This window comes from Pseudomonas sp. LBUM1670, from assembly GCF_059695695.1.
Window position 1 is genome coordinate 4,968,313 of sequence record NZ_CP166783.1, and the last position, 14,696, is coordinate 4,983,008.

The 14,696-nt window shown below is 58.7% G+C and carries 15 protein-coding genes and 1 pseudogene; 8 read left to right on the forward strand and 8 right to left on the reverse strand.

What is annotated here, in order from left to right:
- The first annotated feature begins 218 nt into the window (after nt 1-218).
- Complete coding sequence (gene mscL / locus ACA073_RS22685; RefSeq protein WP_497399622.1) at nt 219-635, forward strand: large-conductance mechanosensitive channel protein MscL; 417 nt, start codon at nt 219-221, stop codon at nt 633-635.
- 43 nt (nt 636-678) lie between these two features.
- On the opposite strand, the gene ACA073_RS22690 is transcribed toward mscL, so the two are convergent.
- Nucleotides 679-1,455, reverse strand: coding sequence for a ferredoxin--NADP reductase (locus tag ACA073_RS22690; RefSeq protein ID WP_497399624.1), 777 nt, complete (start codon nt 1,453-1,455; stop codon nt 679-681).
- Between the two features lie 350 nt (nt 1,456-1,805).
- Between ACA073_RS22690 and ACA073_RS22695 the strand changes: the two are divergent.
- Nucleotides 1,806-2,536: pseudogene (locus ACA073_RS22695) on the forward strand (helix-turn-helix transcriptional regulator).
- Nucleotides 2,537-2,699: 163 nt separating this feature from the next.
- Nucleotides 2,700-3,824: a methyltransferase gene (locus ACA073_RS22700; RefSeq protein WP_497399626.1), complete on the forward strand. Its 1,125-nt coding sequence runs from the start codon at nt 2,700-2,702 to the stop codon at nt 3,822-3,824.
- A gap of 82 nt (nt 3,825-3,906) precedes the next feature.
- On the opposite strand, the gene ACA073_RS22705 is transcribed toward ACA073_RS22700, so the two are convergent.
- From ACA073_RS22705 to ACA073_RS22715, 3 genes are all read right to left on the reverse strand, one after another.
- Complete coding sequence (locus tag ACA073_RS22705; RefSeq protein WP_461953138.1) at nt 3,907-4,074, reverse strand: DUF2474 domain-containing protein; 168 nt, start codon at nt 4,072-4,074, stop codon at nt 3,907-3,909.
- Nucleotides 4,075-4,156: 82 nt separating this feature from the next.
- Entirely contained in the window at nt 4,157-5,164 is a 1,008-nt protein-coding gene (cydB, locus tag ACA073_RS22710) for a cytochrome d ubiquinol oxidase subunit II (RefSeq protein WP_497399628.1), read from the reverse strand.
- A gap of 3 nt (nt 5,165-5,167) precedes the next feature.
- Complete coding sequence (locus ACA073_RS22715) at nt 5,168-6,607, reverse strand: cytochrome ubiquinol oxidase subunit I (protein WP_497399630.1); 1,440 nt, start codon at nt 6,605-6,607, stop codon at nt 5,168-5,170.
- Nucleotides 6,608-7,089: 482 nt separating this feature from the next.
- Here ACA073_RS22715 and ACA073_RS22720 point away from each other — a divergent pair, with 482 nt between their 5' ends.
- Nucleotides 7,090-8,328: an MFS transporter gene (locus ACA073_RS22720; RefSeq protein ID WP_497399632.1), complete on the forward strand. Its 1,239-nt coding sequence runs from the start codon at nt 7,090-7,092 to the stop codon at nt 8,326-8,328.
- Nucleotides 8,329-8,334: 6 nt separating this feature from the next.
- Here the strand turns inward: ACA073_RS22720 and ACA073_RS22725 are convergent, their stop codons facing one another.
- On the reverse strand, nt 8,335-8,886 hold the full coding sequence (locus tag ACA073_RS22725) for a DJ-1 family glyoxalase III (RefSeq protein ID WP_497399634.1): 552 nt from the start codon (nt 8,884-8,886) through the stop codon (nt 8,335-8,337).
- A gap of 66 nt (nt 8,887-8,952) precedes the next feature.
- On the reverse strand, nt 8,953-9,399 hold the full coding sequence (locus ACA073_RS22730) for a DUF4879 domain-containing protein (protein WP_497399636.1): 447 nt from the start codon (nt 9,397-9,399) through the stop codon (nt 8,953-8,955).
- A gap of 222 nt (nt 9,400-9,621) precedes the next feature.
- On the opposite strand from ACA073_RS22730, the gene ACA073_RS22735 reads away from it, so the two are divergent.
- Together ACA073_RS22735 and trmA are read left to right on the forward strand one after the other, a co-directional pair.
- Complete coding sequence (locus tag ACA073_RS22735; RefSeq protein ID WP_497399638.1) at nt 9,622-10,917, forward strand: NCS2 family permease; 1,296 nt, start codon at nt 9,622-9,624, stop codon at nt 10,915-10,917.
- Nucleotides 10,914-11,993: a tRNA (uridine(54)-C5)-methyltransferase TrmA gene (gene trmA, locus ACA073_RS22740; protein ID WP_497399640.1), complete on the forward strand. Its 1,080-nt coding sequence runs from the start codon at nt 10,914-10,916 to the stop codon at nt 11,991-11,993. The genes ACA073_RS22735 and trmA overlap by 4 nt, the downstream gene beginning before the upstream one ends.
- Before the next feature lie 54 nt (nt 11,994-12,047).
- Here the strand turns inward: trmA and ACA073_RS22745 are convergent, their stop codons facing one another.
- Together ACA073_RS22745 and ACA073_RS22750 are read right to left on the reverse strand one after the other, a co-directional pair.
- Nucleotides 12,048-12,494: a DUF2442 domain-containing protein gene (locus ACA073_RS22745; protein WP_497399642.1), complete on the reverse strand. Its 447-nt coding sequence runs from the start codon at nt 12,492-12,494 to the stop codon at nt 12,048-12,050.
- A complete protein-coding gene (locus ACA073_RS22750) occupies nt 12,491-12,919 on the reverse strand; it encodes a DUF4160 domain-containing protein (protein WP_497399644.1) in 429 nt (142 codons plus the stop codon). Before ACA073_RS22750 ends, ACA073_RS22745 begins: the two co-directional genes overlap by 4 nt.
- A gap of 215 nt (nt 12,920-13,134) precedes the next feature.
- Here ACA073_RS22750 and ACA073_RS22755 point away from each other — a divergent pair, with 215 nt between their 5' ends.
- Nucleotides 13,135-14,046 carry a LysR family transcriptional regulator gene (locus ACA073_RS22755; RefSeq protein WP_497399646.1) on the forward strand — a complete coding sequence of 304 codons (912 nt, stop codon included), beginning with the start codon at nt 13,135-13,137 and terminating at the stop codon, nt 14,044-14,046.
- Nucleotides 14,047-14,253: 207 nt separating this feature from the next.
- Nucleotides 14,254-14,694 carry a type II 3-dehydroquinate dehydratase gene (gene aroQ, locus ACA073_RS22760; protein ID WP_497399648.1) on the forward strand — a complete coding sequence of 147 codons (441 nt, stop codon included), beginning with the start codon at nt 14,254-14,256 and terminating at the stop codon, nt 14,692-14,694.
- Nucleotides 14,695-14,696 lie beyond the last annotated feature (2 nt).

Genomic DNA, 14,696 nt, shown 5'->3' on the forward strand with positions numbered 1-14,696 from the left:
CCGGAGTGACGGACAGAATGCGCTGCGCTGATAGAGCACTCCCCCCCAGAACGATGGATCATTACGGACAAATCGCGCAGGGATGATGGCGTTTTGTAAACTTTTATCCGATGACCCGGTCGATAGCAGGCAAGCTCTGTAAGCAGTTGTGTCGGGCGAGAAGCCTTTGGCTGATTTACACTGCGTTACCAACCTCATCTGTAACAAGGAAATAACCTATGGGCGTGATAAGTGAGTTCAAGGCCTTCGCGGTCAAGGGCAATGTGGTCGACATGGCCGTCGGCATCATCATCGGTGCCGCCTTCGGCAAGATCGTTTCGTCGTTTGTCGGCGACGTGGTGATGCCACCAATCGGCCTGCTGATCGGTGGGGTGGATTTCAGTGACCTGGCCATTACGCTCAAGGCAGCCAACGGGGATATCCCCGCGGTGGTACTGGCGTACGGCAAATTCATCCAGAGCTTGATCGACTTCATCATCGTCGCGTTTGCGATCTTCATGGGCGTCAAAGCCATCAACCGCTTGAAGCGCGAAGAGGCCGTTGCGCCAACACTGCCGCCTGTTCCGACCAAGGAAGAAGAGCTGCTGAGCGAGATTCGCGACCTGCTGAAAGCCCAGAACAATCAGCCTGAGTGACGTGATGCATTCAAGAACGGCGCCTTCGGGGCGCCGTTTTTTTTTACCAGTAGTTTTCCACCGCTATATGCCCGGGGCGTCGGCTGAGGCTCAAGTGCATGCCGCGCTGTTTTAGCAGTTGGCGCGTGTCATCGATCATCTGCGGATTACCACAGAGCATGACCCGCGAATGCTCGGCCGTCAGTGCCACACCCGCCACCCGCTCAAGTTCGCCATTCTCTATCAGCGTCGTGATCCGGCCACTCAAGGCGCCCGGATGCTCCTCGCGAGTGACGGTGACGATGGACTGCAGCTTGTGCGCATACTCGGTCAGATAGTCACGTTGCGCCAACCCCGAGATCAGCTCCTGATAAGCCAACTCCCGGGCTTCGCGCACGCTGTAGACCAGGATGATTCTTTCGAATTTCTCCCAGACTTCGAAGTCCTGCAGGATCGACAAGAACGGCGCCACGCCCGTACCTGTGGATAACAACCAGAGATCGCGCCCGTCAACAAAACGGTCAAGCGTCAGGTAACCGAAGGCCTGGCGGTCGACCAGCAGGGTATCGTCCACGCCCAGCCGACTCAGCTCACTGGTGAACTCGCCCCCCGGCACCACAATGGAAAAGAACTCGAGGAACTCGTCATAAGGCGAAGAGACCATGGAATAGGCACGCCACACCGTGCTGCCATCGGCCTTGGTGACCCCCAGCCGGGCGAACTGACCGGCACGAAAGCGAAAGCCCGGATCCCGAGTCGTACGCAGAGTGAACAGGCTCGGGGTCAGCGGCTGGACGTCGAGCAGGGTCTGACGTGTGAATTTTTCTGCACTGGCGGTCATGGGGCGTTCCATTGAACAGATGGCTCCAGTGTCCCGCAAAACATGTGCATTAAACACCGACGGTTTGTAATGCCTTTCACAAGGACTATCAAACGGCAAAACTCACACTAGGCCTTCCACATTTTTTCACACACTATCCAGTTAAAACACTGAAGCCCGATCAATAACATTAAGCTCGACATTCTATTTTTATGCTTCGAACTTTCTATTAGAACTGGATATTTAGTTTTTAATAGCCTGACAAAACTAAAAATTCTCACTCTGTATGTAGGATTCATCCTACACTCGATGCGTGCTGGATCTCGGATCCAATTAGCACCCCGAGAAGATTTGGATAATGGAGATACATTATGGATCAGTGGAAGGAGTCACAGCTTAACCGACTGGCGGATACGACGGATTTAGATAACGCGTACCAGATAGCACTTGGATTCGCTAAAAATATCGGGTTTAAATTTTTCGCTTTTTCAACTACTTATCAAACAAAAAACAACCAATATAATACTGTCGGACGGAACAATTATCCTGCCGGCTGGAACGACGAATATGAACGAAAGAATCTGAGATCAGTAGACCCGGTAGTAGCCCATTGCAATCACTCCATGCTGCCCATTCTGTGGAGCGCAAACCTTTTCTCCAATGTTCCTTGGCTGTGGGAAGCCCTTGAAGCGCAAGGTTTTCAGCATGGCTGGTCGCAATCGTTGAACGACGAAGAGAACGGCTCGTGCAGCATTCTGAGTCTGGCCAGGAGCCATTGTGCGATCACGGCGTTGGAGCTGTATGAAAACCTCGGTTTCTCAGTGTTCATGTGCCGTCATCTGCATGCGTTGGTTGCACAATCGCTGCCCAAGCGCCTGACGATACCGTCCCCCCCCCTCTGTCCCCTCGCGAAATCAAAGTACTGGAACTGGCGGCAGGCGGTAAGACGGCGGATGAGAGTGCCAGAATTCTCAATCTCAGTGCGCGCACCATCCATTTCCACATTCAAAGCGCCATCGAGAAGCTCGGCGTCAACAACAAGATTTCGGCAATCATCACCGCCATCAAGAAAGGCTACCTGGACAGCACCGCGATACGTTGATCATTAAAACCTGCGAGTAATCCAAAAGAAAAAAACGTACCATCTGCGACACCTCCAGAGTGTTGACGTGTGAACCGACACGACGCAGTACACTCGGACGGTCTCGCCCGCTACAACGCCCCTGGGCCGCGGGAAACCCGTTGATTACCCAGAGCCCCGCCCCATGCCTTTGCTCGAAACACCCTTCGCCCGACTCGACCTGATCCGCCAGCCCGAACAGCAGAACGAACCGCTGCAAGCGTTTGATGCCGCCGACGAATACCTGCTCAATCATCTGGCCGAACAGCAACCGGCCGCAAACACCCGAGTGCTGGTGCTCAATGACAGCTTCGGCGCATTGGCCGCCAGCCTGGCTGGCAAGGTTCAGGTGAGCACCAGCGGCGATTCGTTCCTGGCCTTCCAGGGGCTGGAAAAGAATCTGATCCGCAACGGCCAAGCCTTTGATGCCGTGCCGAGTGTGCCTGCCAGCGAAGCAGTCACCGGGCCGTTCGACCGGGTACTGATCCGGGTACCAAAAACCCTGGCCCTGCTGGAGGAGCAACTGATCCGCCTGCAAAACCAGCTGGCACCCGGTGCCCAAGTGATAGCCGGCGCCATGATCAAGCATCTGCCACGGGCCGCCGGGGATTTGCTTGAACGCTACATCGGTCCGGTGCAAGCATCATTGGCGGTGAAAAAGGCTCGACTGTTGATCGCCACGGCTGAAGCCAAAGCTCCCGCGACGTCCCCCTACCCCACCCGCTATCGACTCGACACGCCGCCCATCGAACTGCTCAACCACGCCAACGTGTTTTGCCGGGAAGACCTGGACATCGGCACGCGGGCGTTTCTGCCGCACTTGCCGACGAACCTCGGCACGGCGCGCGTCGCCGACCTCGGCTGCGGCAACGGCGTACTGGCCATCGCCAGTGCCCTGCAAAATCCCGAGGCGCACTACACGCTGGTGGACGAGTCCTTTATGGCCGTGCAATCGGCCGCCGAAAACTGGCGCGCAGCGCTGGGTGATCGGGACGTGATTGTGCGTGCCGGTGACGGTTTGGCCGGGCAGGAACCACAATCATTGGACGTAGTGCTGTGCAACCCGCCGTTTCATCAGCAGCAAGTGGTGGGTGACTTTCTGGCCTGGCGGATGTTCCAGCAAGCCCGGGAGGCGCTGGTGGTGGGCGGCGCGCTGTATATCGTCGGCAATCGTCATCTGGGTTACCACAGCAAGCTGGCGCGGTTGTTCCGCGGTGTTGAGCAGGTGGCGGCCACACCGAAATTCGTGATCCTTAAAGCCCGAAAATAATTCCAGGCAAAAAAAACCCTCCAGCGCAGGAGGGTTGTAAATCCGTGCCGCAAGGCATCGGAATGGGATCAGGTGCGAAGCATCAGTGCGTCGACAGGCCTGCTGCATTCATGAACATGCGCATCAGGCTTGCAACGATGAACAGCGCCACCACGCTGCCGGTCCAGATCATTGCCAACCAGCCGAGTCGCTGCCAAAGCGGTTTTTTTTCTGCGGCTTCGATTTCCTGCAAAGTGTGTTTGGTGGTCATTGCTTTCTACCCTCTCGTTAAGATTAATGGCGTCTGTGATGACGCCATCGCGAGCAAGCTCGGCTCCTACAGGTTCAGTGGGCTAGTGGTAACCATCTTCGTGGGTGACCTTGCCGCGGAACACGTAGTAGCTCCAGAAGGTGTAACCCAGGATAAACGGGATGATGAACAGCGTCCCCACCAGCATGAAACCCTGACTCTGCGGCGGTGCGGCGGCGTCCCAGATCGAGATCGACGGCGGCACGATGTTCGGCCACAGGCTGATGCCCAGACCGCTGTAGCCGAGGAAGATCAGCACCAGCGTCAGCAGGAATGGCGTGTAATGCGCATTGCGGGCCACGGCGCGGATCAGACCGTACATGGTCACCAGCACCAGAATAGGCACCGGCAGGAACCAGAACAGATTCGGCAACGTGAACCAGCGAGCGGCGATTTCAGCATGAGCCAGCGGCGTCCAGATGCTGACGATGCCGATCACTGCCAACACCACGAAGGCCAGCGGCCGCGCCAGGTCATGCATCTGCTCCTGCAATTTGCCTTCGGTTTTCATGATCAGCCAGGTGCAACCAAGCAGCGCATAAGCCACCACCAGTGCGACGCCGCAGAACATCGTGAATGGCGTCAACCAGTCCAGTGAACCCCCGGCGAACTGACGGTTGACCACTGGCAATCCATCAATGAACGCCCCCAGGGCCACGCCCTGAAAGAACGTCGCAGCAATGGAACCACCGATGAAGGCCTTGTCCCAGAGGTGTCGTTTGTCGTCCTTGGCCTTGAAGCGGAACTCGAACGCCACGCCGCGGAAGATCAGCCCGATCAACATGAAAATCAGCGGCAGGTACAGCGCCGAGAGCACCACTGAATACGCCAGCGGAAAGGCACCGAATAACGCCGCGCCCCCCAGAACCAGCCAGGTTTCATTGCCGTCCCACACCGGTGCGACGGTGTTCATCATCACGTCACGGTCGGTCTTGCCCGGGATAAACGGAAAGAGAATCCCGATCCCCAGGTCGAAACCGTCCATGACCACGTACATCATGATGCCGAAGATGATGATCACGGCCCAGATCAGCGGAAGATCAATACCCATGATTCAAATCTCCTTTTGCAGGCTGGGGTCGTGGTCGGCATCAGCGGAATCGTCGGCTGCGGACAGCGGACGGGCCGGCGTGCGTTTTTTGCCAGGACCACCCTCGGGCGTTTCCTCGCCTTCGTCGATCTTCGGCCCTTTGCGCACCAGACGCATCATGTACCCAAGGCCGGCCCCGAACAGCGCGAAATAGACCACGACGAACAGGATCAGCGTGATGCTCATCTGCATGAAGCTGTGATTGGACGACGCATCTGCCGTGCGCATCAACCCGTAGATCACCCACGGCTGGCGGCCGATTTCAGTGGTAAACCAGCCGGCGAGGATCGCGATCAGGCCGGACGGGCCCATCCACAACGCCAGGTACAGGAACGGTCGCGAGGTATACAACTTGTCGCTTTTGCGTAGCCACAGGCTCCACAGACCGGTAAAGATCATCAGCATGCCCAGGCCGACCATGATCCGGAACGACCAGAACACAATGGTCGAATTCGGTCGGTCTTCTGGCGGGAACTCCTTGAGTGCCGGCACCTGTTTGTCCAGCGAGTGCGTGAGAATCAGGCTGCCCAGGTACGGAATTTCTACCGCGAATTTGGTCCTCTCTTCTTTCATGTCCGGCCAGCCGAAGAGGATCAGCGGAGTCGGTTCATCGCCGTGGTTTTCCCAGTGGCCTTCGATCGCCGCGATTTTCGCCGGTTGGTGCTTCAACGTGTTGAGGCCGTGGAAGTCACCGATGACCGCCTGGATCGGCGCCACGATCAGAGCCATCCACATGGCCATCGAGAGCATGGTGCGGATCGCCGGGTTGTCCTTGCCGCGCAGTAAATGCCAGGCTGCCGAGGAACCGACAAAGAACGCCGTCGCCACGAATGCGGCCGTCGCCATGTGCATCAGGCGGTACGGAAACGACGGGTTGAAAATCACTGCCAGCCAGTCGGTTGGAATGACCTGGCCGTTGATGATTTCGTAGCCCTGCGGGGTTTGCATCCAGCTGTTGGAGGCGAGAATCCAGAAGGTCGAGATCAGCGTGCCGATGGCGACCATGACCGTGGCGAAAAAGTGCAGGTTACGCCCGACCTTGTTCCAGCCGAACAGCATGACCCCAAGGAACCCCGCTTCAAGGAAGAAGGCCGTCAGTACTTCGTACGTCAGCAACGGCCCGGTCACGGAACCGGCGAAGTCCGAGAAGCGGCTCCAGTTGGTGCCGAACTGATAGGCCATGACCAGTCCGGAGACCACGCCCATGCCGAAGTTGACGGCAAAGATCTTCGACCAGAAGTGGTACAGGTCGCGGTAGGTATCGTTGTGGGTTTTCAGCCACAGGCCTTCGAGTACCGCCAGGTAACTCGCCAGACCAATGGTGATGGCCGGGAACAGGATGTGGAACGAGATGGTGAACGCGAACTGAATTCGGGCGAGATCAAGCGCCTCCAAACCGAACATAAGTCTTCCTCTGTCAGGTAAAACCGGCTGAAGGCTTGCGGCCTGCACCCACTGCCCCCACGGATATGGAGTGTGGCGAATTTGCATTCGTTCTTTTTTTACAAACATCACACGTAGGGAATCTGGCCATCTGGCCGCCGGATCAATTCCAGAAAGGTTTTGATCTGGATCAAGCATGGCTGAAAGAGTAGTCCGGTTTTTGGCGATGGACGGTGTGGTCTTTTGCCGCGTGACAGGTTGCCTCACGGGCTTGGAAATCAGCAGCAACACATTCCCTGTGGGAACGGGCTTGCTCGCGAAGGCGGAGTGTCAGGCGACATGGATATCGACAGATACGCCGCCTTCGCGAGCAAGCCCGCTCCCACAGGATATTGCGGTAATCCTTGAGATCGGTGTCTAGCTAACTAAATTCCCGTCTCCGCAACTTCTGGTTACAGGTTGGTGATAATCTCGGGCCTTCCCTCGCTCAAGATCTGCCTCAGATGCCCAGCCAAGCGCCCTTGCTGTTACGTCATCATCGACCTTTCATTGCGTTCTGGCTGGCTCGGGTGTTTACCGCCAGCGGCTTTCAGATGCTCACCGTCGCCATCGGCTGGAACCTGTATCAGTTGACCGGCAATGTGCTGGATCTGGGCCTGGTCGGCCTGGTGGAATTTGCCCCCCGGGTACTGTTCATGTTGCACACCGGGCATGTCGCCGATCGGTATGACCGCCGAAAAGTCGCGGCCATCTGTCAGTCACTGCAAGCATTGATTGCACTGACGTTGGCGATTGGCGGCGCCACCGGCCACGTCACCCGGGAAATGATCTTCATCCTCGCGTTTCTGCTCGGCGCCGCGCGCTCCTTCGAGATGCCGACCACCCAGGCGCTGCTGCCGAGCATCGTTCCCCCCGCGCTGTTCCCCCGCGCCGTCGCCGCTGCACAGTCGGCGCAACAATCGGCCACCATCGTCGCCCCGGCCCTCGGTGGTTTGCTGTATGCCTTCGGCAGCGTCTGGGTCTACGGGCCGACCGTGGTCCTTTATGTGATCGCCTGCCTGTTGATGCTCAATCTCCCCGCCCGGCAAACGCCGCTGAACAAAGGCAAGGCGACCCTGGATTCACTGCTGGCAGGTATCCGTTTCATTCGCAGCCGTCCGGACATTCTCGGGGCCATTTCCCTCGACCTGTTTGCCGTGCTGTTGGGTGGCGCTACGGCACTGCTGCCGGTGTTCGCCAAGGATATTCTGCTGACCGGGCCGTGGGGGCTGGGCCTGCTGCGTTCGGCTCCGGCAGTCGGTGCGTTGCTGATGTCGCTCTGGCTGGCGCGTTTTTCGGTGGATCGCAAGGTCGGTCGGGTGATGTTTACCGCTGTCGGCGTGTTCGGCGTCGCGACCATCGCGTTCGGCCTGTCGACGTCGTTCTGGTTCTCGCTGGCCGTGCTGGTGGTCCTGGGCGCGGCAGACATGATCAGCATGGTGATCCGCGCGTCCTTCGTGCAACTGGAAACACCGGACGAAATGCGCGGCCGGGTCAGCGCAGTGAACGGCCTGTTCATCGGCGCTTCGAACCAGTTGGGCGAGTTCGAATCCGGCCTCACCGCCCATTGGTTTGGCACCGTACCGGCGGTGGTCATGGGCGGCATCGGCACGCTGGTGGTGACGGGGGTGTGGATCAAGCTATTCCCGACGTTGGCCAACCGTGATCGCATGCATGTGCCGGCAGAAGAAGCGAAGGTTTGACGTTCTTTAAACTACCAACTCCCTCACCACCGTCGCCCGAGTGGCCTTGCCGCAGAGCTGTTCAACCAGCGTCAGAGCAAACTCCAGTGCGTCCCCCGAACCTTGCGCAGTAACGCAATTGCCGTCGACCACCACCGGTTGATCGACGAAGTTGCAGCCCAACAGCTGATGACTGGCCGAAGGCAGGCAGGTCATCCGCCGCTGACGCAGGACACCAAAGGCTTGCAGTGCCAGGGCCGGGGCTTCGGCGATGCCGGCGAACAGACGACCTGCCGCCGCCTGATCCTTGACCAATTGCTGCAAGGGTTGATGGGCCGCCAGATGCTGCGCGCCGACTGCGCCGCCGGGCAGTGCAATCAAATCAAACGGCTGGGCCAGCAAATCCACCAGCATCGCATCGGCCGTCACTCGGGTGCCGCGAGCACAGGTGAGCATGCGCCGCCCCTCGATGCTCGCCACCACCACTTCAACCTTGGCGCGGCGCAGCACATCGATCAGCGTCACTGTTTGCAGGTCATCGATGCCCTCGGCGAGGGTAATCAGAGCTCTAAAGGTCATGGGCGCGGTCCGCAGGATGATCTTTAAAGCGTAGTCAGCTTTCCTGACCCTTGTTCGAGCCGGCCGTTACTTGATGTAAAGCTGCGTCGACATCGTGTTGCCCGGCGCGTTGATGGACGTGTTGCTGAAGGTGAACGTGCCTTCCTGCTTGCCGGCCAGATCGAAGACATACAAATAGCCGACTGTTTTTCTGCCGACGGTGCACTCGGTCAGATTGCCATTATCAAACGCACAGACCGGGGTCCGGGTGCCGTTCACCTCAAAACCTTCCAGCCCGACATGCGCCGCGCGGCCGTAGCCGACTTCCAGCACGTAGATCTTGATGTTCGGCCCGCTGTGATCGCAGCGTGTTTTCTCCTGCCCCTCGCCAATGTCTTCAAAACCACAGGCTGGCGACTCGACCTTGAGCACCTTGACCTGGCTCAACGGCGCCGCCGAAGCAGCCGAGGCGGTCTGCGCCCCCAACGACAAGGCAAACAATGTTCCGAATACGGTAAGCAGACGCTTTTTCATGCAATCCCCATGTCCCCCAAAACCAGCGCGCAGTATGGCGCACTTGGCTTTAACGCAAAACATCGACGACGATCGCAGCCATAAGCAGCCACAAGCCCACGCTGCTGGTATGATGCGCGGCTTTTTCCGACCCACAGAAAATTACCAGGCGCCTGCAGTGGTCTGTGCTTTGCTGTTGAGGTCGATACATTCACGGCGCCGGGCGCGCCACGGGGAGCAGACATGCTGGAAAGGCTGTTTCAACTGAAGGCACACAACACCAACGTACGCACCGAGATTCTGGCGGGCGTCACGACCTTTTTGGCTATGGCCTACATTCTGTTCGTCAACCCGAGCATCCTCGGCGAGACCGGCATGGACAAGGGCGCGGTGTTCGTCGCCACATGCCTGGCAGCCGCCTTCGGCTCCACGGTGATGGGCCTGATCGCCAACTACCCGATTGCCCTCGCACCGGGCATGGGCCTGAACGCCTTCTTCACCTACACCGTTGTCCTGCACATGGGCCACACCTGGCAGGTGGCGCTGGGGGCGGTATTCATCTCGGCGGTGCTGTTCTTCCTGCTGTCGATCTTCCGCATTCGGGAATGGATCATCAACAGCATCCCGCTGCCGCTGCGTTCGGCGATTGCCGCCGGTATCGGCCTGTTCCTGGCGCTGATTGCCCTGCACAACGCCGGCATCGTGGTCAGCAATCCGGCGACCATGGTCGGCCTCGGTGACCTGAAACAACCGGCGCCGATCCTCGCCACCCTTGGTTTTGTCCTGATCGTCGCCCTCGAAGCCCTCGCCGTGCGCGGTGCCGTGCTGATCGGCATTCTGGCGGTGACCATCGTTTCGATCCTGATGGGCTTCACCCCGTTCGGCGGTGTGACGTCGATGCCGCCATCGCTGGCGCCAACCTTCCTGCAACTGGACATCAAGGGTGCACTGGACATCGGTCTGGTCAGCGTGATCTTCGCTTTCCTGTTCGTCGACCTGTTCGACAACTCCGGCACCCTGATTGGCGTTGCCAAGCGCGCCGGGCTGATGGGCAAGGACGGGCACATGCCGAAAATGGGCCGTGCCCTGATCGCGGACAGTACCGCGGCGATGGCCGGTTCGTTGCTGGGCACATCGACGACCACCAGCTACATCGAATCCGCAGCCGGCGTGAGTGCCGGTGGCCGTACCGGCCTGACGGCCATTGTGGTGGCGATCCTGTTCCTGTTGGCGCTGTTCTTCTCGCCACTGGCCGCCAGCGTTCCGGCGTTCGCCACGGCTCCTGCACTGCTGTTCGTCGCGGTACTGATGACTTCCGGCCTGGCCGAAATAGACTGGGACGACATCACCGTTGCCGCACCGGTCGTGATTACCGCCCTGGCCATGCCGTTCACGTATTCCATCGCCAACGGCATCGCCTTCGGTTTCATTTCCTGGACCGCGATCAAGTTGCTGTCCGGTCGCGGCCGTGAGCTGAACTCGGCGCTGGTGATTCTGTCGATTCTGTTCGTGATCAAGTTGGGTTGGTTCAACGCATGACTTTTGATTCCCAGGCCTACACCGTTCAGCTCGAAGAAAAGGTCACGCGCTTGCGTGACCTGCTGGCCCCGTTCGATGCGCCGGAACCGGCCGTATTCGATTCGCCGTTGAAGAACTTCCGCCTGCGTGCCGAATTCCGCCTGTGGCGCGAAGCCGGCGAGCGTCACTACGCGATGTTTTCCCAGGAAGACAAACGCACGCCGATCCTGATCGAAGCGTTTCCGATTGCCAGCCTGCGTATCAATGAGTTGATGCCACAGCTGAAAGTAGCGTGGCAAGCGAGTGCAGCCCTGAGCCACAAGCTGTTTCAGGTGGAGTTCCTGACCACCCTGGCCGGCGATGCGATGATTACCCTGTGCTATCACCGCCCGCTGGATGAACACTGGCACGCGGCGGCGTCGAAACTGGCGGCAGACCTGAACGTCAGCGTGATCGGCCGCTCGAAAGGCAAACGCGAAGTGATTGGCCATGATTACGTGGTCGAAAAACTGGAAGTCGGCGGCCGCACCTTCAGCTACCGCCAGCCGGAAGGCGCGTTCACCCAGCCCAATGGCACCGTGAACCAGAAGATGCTCAACTGGGCTTACGACGCCCTCGGCGATCGCCCGCACGATCTGCTGGAACTGTATTGCGGCAACGGCAACTTCACGCTGCCGCTCGCGACCCGCGTACGCAAAGTGTTGGCCACCGAGATCAGCAAAACCTCGGTCAATGCGGCACTGAGCAACCTCAGCGAAAACGCGGTGGATAACGTCACACTGGTGCGCCTGTCCGCCGAAGAACTGACCGAAGCCCTGAACGAAGTCCGCCCTTTCCGTCGCCTGCATGGCATCGATCTCAAGAGCTACGAATTCGGTAGCGTCTTCGTCGACCCGCCTCGCGCCGGCATGGACCCGGACACCTGCGAGCTGACCCGGCGCTTCGACAACATCCTGTACATTTCCTGCAACCCGGAAACCCTTGCGGCCAACATCGCCCAACTGAACGACACGCACCGCATTACCCAATGCGCAATGTTCGACCAGTTCCCGTGGACCCATCACATGGAATCCGGGGTGTTGTTGACCCGGCGTTGATCGCAGCCGCCTGATACAAATCAGCCGTCAGTACGACGGCTTTTTTGTGCGCGCTCAAACGGTGACATCCGGCTTGCGCGGGCGCCCACCCTTGCGACCATTGGCCCGCGCCGCCTCGGCCTTGGCAGCGCTGCTTTGGCGACCATTGCGCGAAGCGATGACCGAAGCAGCCATGTCCATCAGCGGCTTGCTCGCGGAAATCATTCCGGCGATGGACACATGCAAACCCTTGCCCTCATGGCAGAGGGCGGTCCCGGAAAAGCCGACTTTCAGGTCGGCGAAATCCGCGACGTCGAAATCATCGAATTCCGGGTAGTGCTGCACGGGCAGCAGCACGCCACTGCCATCAATGAAACTGACTGCCAGACACGGTTCCACAAAGGACACGGCAGTCACCTGCAAACCGCTTTTGTGGCGCACTTGCCCACGCTGGATGGCGTCGTCCAGCACGGCTTCGGTCACAGGCCGATCAGCCAGTGTGTTCGCCTCTATCGTTTTCATAACTTGATCTCCACGCCCTCCGAAACGCCAAATAGCGCCAGCAGGGTCTTGTTCGTCTCGGGCTCATAGCAAGCCGAGCAAATCATGTCGGTCGTACTCGCAATCCTTTTCACGACCAGGACTTCGCTGGTCCGCCAGTCCCATATCTGATGATCGAGGCAGACCGTGTGCAGCTTTTCCCACCAGATCGTACGAGCGCGACGCAAGTGGGCGGGTTGTCTGAGTGCGTGACGCAATCCTTCCAGCACGGGTGCAGGCGGCCGGTTTGAATGAGGAACCACGTCCCACAGCTCGACACTGTTGTGCCAAAAGCTGAATTTGAACCGTGCGCTCCAGGCCCCGGCGTCCACATGCGCGTGCGGTGGGCAGTGTTCATCGCGCAGCATGATCACCATTGAAAGCCCTTTGTAGCAGAACAATTTCATGCTAACCCATCCGTTAGGTTAATGAGCCCGACGACTCGTCATTCCTTGAAAAATCCGATAACCGGTGCTGACGTGCATTCAGCCACCCGAACTTGAGGCTAGCGGTCGAAGCCGTCCAGGGTGCGGCGATCAGGGACAAAAATGGTAAGCAATCCTTTCACCAATTTGATAAACACTGCGTCAGGCCCTTCATTTGATCCCCGGTGTAATCAATCATGCAGCGAACATTCGACGATCTTCAGCTCGGCAGCATCGAGCTGTTTTGCCTCGCCGCCGAAGCTGGCAGCTTTACCGCAGCGGCGTTGGTGGCCGGGGTAACGCCCGCAGCGGTGAGCCGTTCGGTGTCGCGCATGGAGGAACGTCTGGGTGTACGGTTGTTCGCCCGCACCACTCGCAGCGTCAAATTGACCGATAGCGGGCGCCGGTATTACGAAGAATGTCGTCAGGCGCTGGCGCAGCTGGTCGAGGCCCAACGCGAAGTGATGGGCCAGCAGCAGGAGCCTTCCGGCACCTTGCGCATCAGTATTCCCACGACGTACGCCCATCACCGGATCCTGCCGTTGCTACCGGCGTTTCGGGAGCGATTTCCACAGGTGAAAGTCGAGTCGCACATCAGCAATCGCAACATTGATTTCGTCGGCGAAGGCTATGACATGGCCATTCGCGTGCGGGCGATTCCGGATTCCGGACTGATTGCCCGACAGCTTGAGGACGCGGAACTGGTGATGATCGCCAGTCCCGATTACCTCAAGCGCGCGGGCACTCCGCAAACCCTGGGCGACCTCAAGCAGCACGAGTGCATCCAGTACGAACTACCCAGCAGCGGTCGACGGATTGCCTGGTTGTTCAACGACCATGGCGAGCAACGCGAGATTCTGGCCGAGGGCAATTTCAGTTGTTCCGACGATGTTCTGGGTGGTGTGACCTTGGCCAGGCACGGGGCGGGGCTGTTCCAGACCTATCGGTTCATTGTCGAGAAGGAGTTGGCCGATGGCTCGCTGGTGGAAATTCTCAAACCTTATGGTGGACGCTCGCGGCCGTTCACCCTGCTCTATCCGCAAAGTCGACATGTGCCGCTTCGGTTACGGGCGTTTATCGATTTTCTGGTTGAGCATTTACCACGCTAAAAGATCGCAGCCTTCGGCAACTCCTACAGTTGGAAGGCGTTTTTCTGTAGGCGCTGCCGAAGGCTGCGATCTTTGCAATTGTCCGATCACCGCACACAAAAGTCCGGTTCGGGGCCTCTTCAATTGACCAAATTAACCATCTAGTACAATTTATCTCCACAGGCTGACCATCAGTCAATGCCAAAAATAATAAGTGGAGAGACCCCGATGCCCCCTATCGTTCTGGTGCTCAACGGCCCGAACCTGAACCTGCTTGGCACCCGTGAGCCGGCGACCTACGGCCACGAAACCCTGGCAGACATTTCAGCATTGTGCGGACGTGCCGCCGAAGAGTTTGGCCTGGCGGTGGAATTTCGCCAGACCAACCATGAAGGCGAATTGCTCGACTGGATTCACGCCGCCCGCGGCCGTTGCGCCGGGATCGTCATCAACCCCGCGGCCTGGACCCACACCTCGGTCGCCATTCGTGACGCCCTGGTCGCCAGCGAACTGCCGGTGATCGAAGTCCACCTGTCCAACGTCCACGCTCGCGAACCCTTCCGCCACCACTCCTTTGTTTCAGGCATTGCGACCGCAGTAATGGCCGGATTCGGCAGCCACGGCTATCGTTTGGCGCTGGAGCATTTCAGCCTGCGCTTGAAGGGGTGAAC